Here is a 9564-nt window from a genome sequence, read left to right on the forward strand (position 1 = left end):
CCTCGGTTTAGGTGGGGGGGGGCTCCCGTTTGCGCTTGATGGGGGGGGCCCGGCGGGCCCGGACGGGCGGGGGGGGGGGCCCCCCGCCCGACGGCCGCGGGGCCTTGGTCATTTCGCCAGTCCCCACTCCGCGAGGTTCCACCAGGGACCTTCGCTCGGGTTGTTGCTGAGCGGGCCGCCGACGCGGTCGCTCCACAGGAGGATGTTCGGCACCGTCCCGATGGGTATCGCGGGCACGGCGTCGGCGATCAGCTTGTCGGCCTGTCGGGACGACTCCGCGCGCTTCGCCGGGTCGGTCTCCCGGTCGACGGCGGCGAGCAGCGGATCCAGCCCGTCGATCTTGGCGCGGACGAAGTTGATCCCGGACTGACCGTTGGCCTCGGTGGGGATGGAGGTGCTGCTGAAACTGTTGCTGAGGGCGGGGTCGGGGAAGGTGTCGACGAGTGTCCACAGCCCCATCTCGTAGTTGCCGGCCGGAGCCTGCTTCCCGAAGAGGTCGGCCGGGCTCGTGTTCCTGATCGTCATCCGGAAGCCCGCCTGCTTCAGCTGGGTCTGGAGGATCTGCTCGGTGAGTTCACGCCGCTTGTTGCCCGCGAGCGAGACGATGCCGAACTCGGCGCGGCGGCCGTCCTTGGCCCAGATGCCGTCGCTCCCCTTCTTCCATCCGTCGCCGGTCATGGCCTCGTCGACGGCTGCCAGGTCCCGCGTGTAGCGGGAGAAGTCCGATCCGGCGTACGAGGAGAGGATCGGCGTGAGGAAACTCTGGGCCGGTTCCTTCACACCGAGGGAGCCGTAGAGCTTGTTGACGATCGCCTTCCGGTCGACCGCGTGGGCCACGGCCCGCCGGACGGCCGGTGAGTCGAAGGGGAACTTCTCGTTGTTCATCCACAGCGCTTCGAGGTTGCCCGTCCGGGCGTCGATCTGCCGTTTGGCGCCGCCCGCGACCTGGCCGAGCTGCTCGACGACGTCGAGCTGCGGTGTCGGGTACATGGCGTCGAGCTGTCCGCTCTTGAACGCCTGGAAGGCCGCCGCTGTGTCGGTCGTGAGCTGGAAGGTGACCTTGTCGAGCTTCGGCTTCTTGCCCCAGTAGCGGTCGTTGGGGACGAGGGTGATCGCGGTGCCCTTCTTCCAGGACTCGATCTTCCAGGGCCCGCCGCTGAACGAGTAGCCGTCCTTCATGACCGCGTTGCGGTTCTTGCCCTTGAGGAGGTGCTCGGGCAGGACGCCGTACGCGGAGCTGAAGAGGGTGCGCCACCCGCCGTACGGCTCCTTCAGCGTGACCACGGCCGTCTTCTCGTCCGTCGTGTCGACCTTCGCGATCTTGTCGTAGCCGGTCTTGTCGAGGACGTCCTTGCCGTCACGGATCTGGAGGGCGGTGTACTTGAAGTCCGCCGAGGTGATGGGCTCGCCGTCGGACCAGACCGCGTCCGGGGAGATCTTGTACGTGATCTTCTGCTGGTCGCCTTCGGTGATGGTAGGCTCCCCGGCCATCAAAGAGGAGGCGACCGGCACCCAGGTGTTGTCCTTGGGCCGGACGTCGAAGACCTTGGGAATCGTGGTCGTCCTCATCATGTAGTCGCCCCAGATGGATCCGCTGCACACTGAGATCCAGTCGGCGCAGTCGGGCTCCTGCTCGGCGCCGATGACCAGGCTGCCGCCCTCCTTGACCGGGACTTCGGGATTGGTCTTGCTCTCGGACGTCCCGGCGCCCGAAGACGTACAGCCGGCCAGCAGAACCGCCAGCGCGAGTGCCGAGGCGGCGGTGGCCCTACGTGGCCCTACGGGTGTCCGCGTGTGGCCGATTTCTTGCTGGTTCATCGCCATCACTTTCCCTCCACGCGGCCCCGATGGGCGCGATGCGGCCTCATCGTAAGGAGGGACCCGTCTCATAGCAAGAGGTATCGACAATCACATAGTCAATGGCGATGACTTGCCTCGTGAGTCGGGCTTCGGGCAGAGTCGTCCCCGTTGTCGTTCCACTGTCCCGCCGGACGAGAAGAGGACCCTGATGGGCGCGAGCCAGGACCGGAAAAGCGCGACGGCGAAGAACCCGCGGACCGGTCGGCGAGCACGTCACAGCCTCAGCCGGGAGTCCATCCTCGAAGCCGCGGAGACGGTTGCCGTGCGCGACGGCTTCGAGGGGCTGACCTTCCAGGCGCTCGGCAGGGAACTCGACGCGCACCCGACATCGATCTACCGGCACTTCCGCGACAAGGACGAGCTGGTCCTGGAGCTGGTCGACAGCCTGCGGGCCCGTTCGTACGGCGGCCGGCTCCAGGCCACCGACTCCTGGCGCGACGACCTGCGCACACAGGCCCGCCACATTCATGAGCATTATCTGCGGTATCCGCAGTTCGCCCTGCAGATGGCCGCCCGCACCACCCGCAGGCCCGCCGAGTTCTCCAATGTGGAGTTCGCCCTGGACGCCTTCGTGCGGGCGGGCCTCCCCCCGGAGGAGGCGGCCACCTGCATGCGCGTCTTCGGCAATGTCATCCGGTCGCTCGCCAGCATGGAGTCCGGTCTTCAGGCCCTGGACGCCGAGACCCTTCACGGGGACGCGCTGGCCTGGCAGGTCGAGTACCGCGGCCTCTCCGCCGAGGAGTATCCGCGTATCGCCTCACTGAGCGACCACCTCACCGACATCGGCAACCCGCAGGTCTTCGACCGGGCGGTGGAGATGTTCCTCGACGCCGTCGAGGTGCGGGTGGCCCGGCTGGCCTCGCCCGCCCCCTGACCCGTTCCGTCAGGCCCCTTCCTGCCGCGCCGGGGCCGTCGCCGGGGCGGCCGTCAGCCGGTCGTGCTCCGCGCCGGAGCCGAGGGTACGCAGCAGGGCGGCGACCAGTGCGGTGCGGTCGCCCACGGACGTGGCGTCCACCCACTCGCCCCGGGCGTGGGCGCCGCCGCCCCCGGGACCCAGGCCGTCCAGGGTGGGGACACCGAGCGCCGCGGTGAAGTTGCCGTCGGACGCGCCGCCGACCCTCGCCTCCGTCACGGGCGTCAGCCCCTCGGCCCGCGCCAGTTCCCGGGCCATGGTCACCAGACCGGCGGACATGTGGTGCTCCAGGGGGAACCGGTTGATCCCGCCGGTGAGTTCGAGAGTGGAACCCCGGGTCCGGCTGCGGAGGGCCCTGAGGTCCTCCTCTACCCGTACGAGTTCGTCGCGGTGCCAGGCCCGTACGTCGATCTCGACCCGGGCGCTCTCCGGAATCGTGTTCCGGGTGCTGCCCGATCTGCTGACGGTGGGGGAGACGGTCGTCCCCCGGTCCGGGTCTCCCAAGTCGTTTATGGCGAGGACCTGTTGGGACAGCTCGATCAGCGCGTTGACCCCCCGCTCCGGCTCCAGGCCCGCGTGGGCAGCCCGGCCGTGGACCGTCACCTCGAACATGGCGCCGCCCTTGCGCGCGGTCTTCAGCGCACCGTCCAGGCTCGGTTCCAGTACGAGGACGGCGGCGCAGTCCCGCGCCACCTCCTCGATCAGGGCGCGCGAGGTGACGGAGCCCTGCTCCTCGTCGCCCGTCACGAGCAGCCGCACATGACCGGCGTCTCCGATGCGGTGCAGCGCGTCCAGGGCCAGCACGAGACCGGCCTTCATGTCGAACGCCCCGGGGCCGGTGACATGCGAACCGTCCACGCGGAACGGCCAGGAGTCCAGGGTCCCGAGCGGCCACACGGTGTCGGCGTGCCCCAGGATCAGCACCGGCTTCACCGGGGAGGGGTCGCGCTCCTCCCGGTAGAGATGGGGGACCCCGTCGCGTATCTCGTGATGGACGGTGCCGAGCAGTCCGTCCGACCACTCCGTGAGCAGTTCGTAGATCGCCTCAAGACCCGGCGTGTGGCCGGTGGGTGACTCGATGCCGACGAGATGGCGCAGCCGCGTGAGGAACTGCTCGGGGTCGTAACCGGTGCCTGGCTTCACAGCACATCCTTCGCGACGGGTCCTGGGGAATCCCTCCCCGGCATGTTCAGGACGTTAGTCTATGGCATTGACTATGGGATTCTCCATGCCGCCGCGCGAAGGCGATCGTGGGGTCCTCTCTCCCGGCCCCGAACCGTGCCCCGAACCGGTTCCCCGAACCGTGCCCCGCCCGGCGCCGGTGAGGTCGCCACGTGAGGTCAGAGCAGGGCGATCAGCGCGTCCGTGAACTCGTCGGTCGTGGCGGTGCCCCCCAGATCAGGGGTCCGCACCGACGTCGTCGCCAGAACCGCCGCTATCGCGGCCGTGATCCGCCCGGCGGCTTCCGCGTGCCCGAGGTGGTCCAGCATCATCGCCGCGGACCAGATCGCCCCCAGAGGGTTGGCGATACCGCGCCCGGCGATGTCCGGGGCCGACCCGTGCACCGGCTCGAACATGGACGGGAAGTCCCGCTCGGGGTTCAGGTTCGCCGCCGGGGCGATCCCGATGCTGCCCGCCAGCGCCGCGGCCAGATCGCTCAGGATGTCACCGAAGAGATTCGACGCCACCACGACGTCGAAACGGCCGGGCGCCAGCACGAACTTCGCCGCCAGCGCGTCGATGTGCTCCTGCTCCCACCGCACCTCCGGATACCGCGCGGCCCGCTCCGCCACCCGCTCGTCCCAGAACGGCATGGTGTGCACGATGCCGTTGGACTTCGTCGCCGACGTCAGCCCGCCCCGCCGCTCCCTGGCCAGACCGAACGCGTAGTCCACCACCCGGTCCACACCCTTGCGGGTGAAGACCGCCTCCTGCACCGCCATCTCCTCCGGCAGCCCGCGGTTCAGCCGGCCGCCGATCTCGCTGTACTCGCCCTCGACGTTCTCCCGGACGATCGCGAAGTCGACCTCACCCGCCTCCGCGCTCCGCAGCGGGCTCGGCACCCCGTCGAAGACCCGGATCGGCCGCAGATTGACGTACTGCTGGAAGGTGCGCCGGATCGGGATGAGGAGCCCCCACAGAGAGACATGGTCCGCCACCCCCGGATACCCGACCGCGCCCAGCAGGATCGCGTCGTACGAGCGCAGCGTGTCCAGGCCGTCGGGCGGCATCATGGCGCCCTCCTTGACGTACCGCTCGCAGGACCAGTCGAACGAGTCGTACGTGAGCGTGATGCCGTGCCGGGCTCCGGCCGTTTCCAGGACCCGGCGGGCCGCGGGGATGACCTCGTTGCCGATCCCGTCACCGGGAATGAGGGCAATGCGATGTGTTGTCATGTGCGGATTGCAGCAACCCGGACAGGCCCGCGTCCAAGTCGCGCTGCTCATGTGCCTGATAGGGCTTGCCTATCGGTTGTCGCCGTCGTCTTCGGGACCGTCTGTGGGACCGTCTTCGGGGCCGGTGGGTGTCTCGTCGGTCATGGCCCGGTCCATGAAGGCACGCGCCGCCGGGGTCAGGCCGGACGGGCGGCTGACCAGGGCGACATGGAGCAGGGTGCGCGGTTCGAGGTCCAGGACCCGGGCACCCGCCCGCTCCGCGAGATCGCGCCACGCGTCCGTGACGACCGCCAGACCGACCCCCTCAAGCACCAGCGGCAGGATCGCCACCCGGTGCTCCGTCTCCACCGCGACCGTCACCTCCACCCCCTCCGCCCGCAGCGCGTCGACATAGGTCCGCAGCCCGGTGCCCCGCTGCCCCACGATCAGCCGGTGACCGGCCAACTGCTCGTACCGGACCGCCGCCCCCGGCGGAAACGGCCCGTCGGGCCGGGTGAGCAGGACGAACCGCTGGACGCGCAGCGGACGCACCCGCAGCCGGGGGTGGGACACGGCGTCGGGCGACGCCAGCAGCCCCAGCTCCGCCACTCCCGTACGGACCATCTCCGTCACGTCCCGGGGCGTGAACGCCGCCCGCATCGTCACCGAGACCTCGGGATGGTCGGCGGTGAAGCGGCGGATCAGGCCCGTCAGCGGGGAAATCGACTGGGACGGCATGGCCGCGATCTCCAGCCGCCCGCCGCGCAGCCCGTGCACCGATTCCACACTCGCCCGCGCGAACTCCAGACTCCGCACCGCCGCCCTCGCCGGTTCGATCAGGGCCGTACCCGCGTCGGTGAGGACCACCCGGCGCCCGATCCGGTGGAACAGCTCACTGCCCAGATCCCGTTCCAGCGACCGGATCGACTGGGACAGGGACGGTTGCGACAGATAGAGGGCGGTGGCCGCGCGGTTGAAACCGCCGTGGTCCACGACGGCCAGGAAGTACTCAAGCTGCCGGACGTCCACCGCACATCCCTCCTCCGCACTCGAACCCCCTGATAGGCGGCGCCTATATACATTGTCATCAAGAGGTCTTGGACGGGCAGGGCGGCGCTCTGCTGGGATCGGACCATGAACGGTCTCCTGCCCGCAGAGTTCACCCCGCGCACCGTGGACGCCGACGGCGTGCGCATCCATGTGCGGACGGCCGGGGATGGACCACCGGTACTCCTCCTGCACGGCTACCCGCAGACCCACCAGATCTGGCACCACGTGGCCCCCCGCCTGGCGGAGACCCACACCGTCGTCGTCACCGACCTGCGCGGATACGGCGACAGCGACAAGCCACCGTCGGACGCCGAGCACGCCCCGTACGCCAAGCGCGCCATGGCACTCGACCAATTGACCGTCATGCGCACGCTCGGCTTCGAACGGTTCGCCGTCGTCGGGCACGACCGCGGCGGCCGGGTCGGCCACCGCCTGGCCCTTGACCACCCGGACGCGGTCACCTCCCTGACGGTCCTGGACATCGTGCCGACGCACTACGCCTACCGGCACGCGGACGCGGCCTTCGCGACCGGCTACTACCACTGGTTCTTCCTGACGGCCGGCAACGGCATCCCGGAACACCTCATCGGCAAGGACCCGGAATTCTGGATCCGCGCCCGCATGGGCGCCCGCCACCACGGCGGCACGCCCTTCAGCCCCGCAGCGATGGACGAATACGTCCGCTGCTTCTCCGACCCGGCTGCGATCCACGCGTCCTGCGAGGACTACCGGGCAGCCGCGTCCATCGACCTCGTCCACGACCGCGCGGACGCCGCCGGCGGACGCCGGGTCACCTGCCCCGTGCTGGCCCTGTGGGGCGACAGCAGCTTCGTCGGCCGCCACTACGACGTACGCGAGGCATGGGAGACATACGCCGACGACGTCCACGGCGAGGCCCTGAACTGCGACCACTACCTCCCGGAGGAGGCCCCCGCCGACACGGCCCGCGCCCTCGGGGAGTTCCTCAGGAAGCACCCGGCCGGAGGGTGACGGCGCGCCCGCGGCGGCGACATGGGGGCGTGAGCGGGTGAGCGGGACGACGGGGGGGCGACTGCTGATCTTCCGCCTCGGGCATCTCATTCACCCGTAATGCGGCAACAGGCGTCTGGACGCCTCGACTTGCAGTTTCCACCGATCGAGGGGACTGCCAGATCGTGGAGTACAACCAGGCTCTTACCTGTGCGGGCAGCCCGAGTGAGAAGCTTTGGAGGCATCTGCCACGCTGCTGGTGCCACCCCTGGTCCGCGACCGGCTCGGGGTGACGGCAGCGGCCCAGGCGCTCTGGAGCGGACCGAGGCGGAACTTCGCGTGCGTCTGCCGGCCTCAGCGGAGCAAGCTCCTCGTCTCCCTGAAGGCCGACCCGAAGGAGGCCGATATGGCTGAGGATCTGGTGAAGGACGTCCAGGACCTCTACCACCACGCCAGGTGCTTTGCCTAGTTCATCGGCCAACTATCCTTGCCGCCATGGGGCATGGGGGACGCGGGGGGAACAAGGATTGGGCCGCAGAGCCGTTGGAGGCCCCGGGCCCCAGGTCCAGCGAGCGCCTGTTGATCTTGACCCTCGAGCGGTACGGGGTGTGGTTCCGGTCCATCGTGGTCTGCCTGTGCAGTGCGCTGGGCGTCGTCTCGGCGGACGCGGCGGACATTCCCCTGGCGCTGTCTCTGCTGGTGCCCGCTCTCCTCGCCTGCGGTGTGCGCCTTTACGCGCTGCGCCGTCCGCACCTGCTCCCGCTCGCCCTGCTGTGGACGTTGGACGCGGGTGTGGTGGTGCTGACGGGGCTGTCTCAGCCGGTGATCGGCGGCAACGGCGCGGATGTGATGGTGGAGGCGATTGTCGGCATCAGCGTCGTCGCTTTCCAGTACGAGTGGGCGACGCGCCCAGTGGCCGGGGCTGCCCTGGCCGCGTTGGGAGCCGTCGTCTGCGCGCTGGGCGACGTCCTCGCCTCGCCTGGGCACAGCCCCGACTTGATACCCCTGGTGCGCATGCTGATCCAGGTGGGCCTGTCGAGGGCCGCGTACCTCATCGTCCGGACCCGCGCGAGGGCGGCCGACCGGTCTGCCGCGGCCAGGGCGGCAGCGCGCCGGGAGGTCGAAGTCGCCGCCGCCCGGAGGACGACCGAGCGGGAGTACCTGGCGACTCTGCACGACACGGCGAGCGCGACGCTGCTGATGGTCTCCCAGGGCGACGGCAGGGACTGGTCCTGGCTGCCTCCGCGTGCGAGACAGGACCTGGGGGCACTGTCCGCCGTGCCCGGATTCGAGACGGGGAGCGTCGACCTCGCGGAGCTTCTCGGCTGCGTGCCCGAGGGTGAGGGAGAGGACAGGGTGCGGCTCAAGACACGCATCGAGGGTCCGCTCACGGTTCCGTCCGGCCCCGGACTCGCGATATTCAACGGGGTGCGGGAGGCCGTCACCAACGTGGGACGCCATGCCGGGGTGCGGGAGGCGGAGCTCAGGGCATGGGTGGAGGAGGGTGGCGCCGTCGTCGTTGAACTGTCCGACGCGGGGCGGGGCTTCGACCCTGAGTCCGTCCCCGCGCGGCGCCGGGGCATCACCGGTTCCATCATCGGCAGGATGCACGCGGTCGGAGGTTCCGCCTCCGTTACCTCCCACCCGGGCACCGGGACCCTCGTGCAGTGGCGCTGGCACGGCCGGGCCCGGGTGTCACAGACAGGGGACGGAGCGCACGTGACACCCGCTCCGCGCCCGCCCCGCGCCCAGGTACAGCACGCGGCCGTCGTCCGCCTCATCCGTGGGCAGTTGCTGCACGGGGCCCAACTGGCCGTGCTGCTGATCAGCCTGGTGTGGCAGTTCACCATCTCGCTGCGTCGCCTCGCGGCCTACCAGGACGTGTACCGCCCCGCGTGGGCACAGACAGCCGCTTTCGTCTGCCTCGCCGCCGTCGCGGTCGTCGGGGCCACCTATCTGCTGCGTGGCAGACAGATCCCGCCGAGGGTGCGCTGGTGGAGCCTGGGATCGGTGCTGGCTGTTTCGGCGGTATGCGCGTTCACGCTCCCGCCGGAGCAGTCGACAGGTCCGGCGGACTGGGCGTTCGGAGTGGTCGGCTGGCACGCCCTGTTCCTGCTGGCGGACCTGCGGGTCAGGGTGTTCGCGGCGTTCCTCGGGGCGCATATGGGGCTCAACGCGACCGCTGTATTCCTGTCGGGGGCGCCGACCGCCGCCGAGTCGGCCGTCATGGGGATCTCCACGATATCCGCCTGCGGCTTTCAGCTCTCCGTCGGTGTACTGATGACGCACCTGCTTCACGGTACGGCGCCGGCGGCGGGGACGGCGGCGGCGCGTGAGGAGGAGCTGCGTACCCGGGAACGTATCCATGAGGACATGCAGCGTGATCACAAGGAGCGC

Annotated in this window: 8 protein-coding genes; 4 read left to right on the forward strand and 4 right to left on the reverse strand. The window is 69.9% G+C overall.

What is annotated here, in order from left to right; translation table 11 throughout:
- Positions 1-108: 108 nt before the first annotated feature.
- Positions 109-1818 carry a peptide ABC transporter substrate-binding protein gene (locus ACFWV8_RS30820; protein ID WP_384211373.1) on the reverse strand — a complete coding sequence of 570 codons (1710 nt, stop codon included), beginning with the start codon at positions 1816-1818 and terminating at the stop codon, positions 109-111.
- A gap of 190 nt (positions 1819-2008) precedes the next feature.
- On the opposite strand from ACFWV8_RS30820, the gene ACFWV8_RS30825 reads away from it, so the two are divergent.
- Positions 2009-2734, forward strand: coding sequence for a TetR/AcrR family transcriptional regulator (locus ACFWV8_RS30825; protein ID WP_384211376.1), 726 nt, complete (start codon positions 2009-2011; stop codon positions 2732-2734).
- Positions 2735-2743: 9 nt separating this feature from the next.
- Here the strand turns inward: ACFWV8_RS30825 and ACFWV8_RS30830 are convergent, their stop codons facing one another.
- The 3 genes from ACFWV8_RS30830 to ACFWV8_RS30840 all read right to left on the reverse strand — a co-directional run bounded on the left by ACFWV8_RS30830 (position 2744) and on the right by ACFWV8_RS30840 (position 6177).
- Positions 2744-3916 carry a M20 family metallopeptidase gene (locus ACFWV8_RS30830; RefSeq protein WP_384211379.1) on the reverse strand — a complete coding sequence of 391 codons (1173 nt, stop codon included), beginning with the start codon at positions 3914-3916 and terminating at the stop codon, positions 2744-2746.
- A 197-nt stretch (positions 3917-4113) separates the two neighbouring features.
- Positions 4114-5169, reverse strand: a complete 1056-nt coding sequence (locus ACFWV8_RS30835; protein ID WP_384211381.1) for a tartrate dehydrogenase — start codon at positions 5167-5169, stop codon at positions 4114-4116.
- A gap of 69 nt (positions 5170-5238) precedes the next feature.
- Positions 5239-6177, reverse strand: a complete 939-nt coding sequence (locus ACFWV8_RS30840) for a LysR family transcriptional regulator (RefSeq protein ID WP_384211384.1) — start codon at positions 6175-6177, stop codon at positions 5239-5241.
- A gap of 105 nt (positions 6178-6282) precedes the next feature.
- Here ACFWV8_RS30840 and ACFWV8_RS30845 point away from each other — a divergent pair, with 105 nt between their 5' ends.
- From ACFWV8_RS30845 to ACFWV8_RS30855, 3 genes are all read left to right on the forward strand, one after another.
- Positions 6283-7188, forward strand: coding sequence for an alpha/beta fold hydrolase (locus ACFWV8_RS30845; RefSeq protein ID WP_384211387.1), 906 nt, complete (start codon positions 6283-6285; stop codon positions 7186-7188).
- A gap of 214 nt (positions 7189-7402) precedes the next feature.
- Positions 7403-7636: a hypothetical protein gene (locus ACFWV8_RS30850; RefSeq protein WP_384211390.1), complete on the forward strand. Its 234-nt coding sequence runs from the start codon at positions 7403-7405 to the stop codon at positions 7634-7636.
- Positions 7637-7746: 110 nt separating this feature from the next.
- The coding region (locus ACFWV8_RS30855; protein ID WP_384211393.1) for a sensor histidine kinase at positions 7747-9564 on the forward strand (1818 nt) is incomplete at its 3' end.

The sequence above is a fragment of the Streptomyces sp. NPDC058665 genome (genome assembly GCF_042714995.1).
GTDB lineage: Bacteria > Actinomycetota > Actinomycetes > Streptomycetales > Streptomycetaceae > Streptomyces.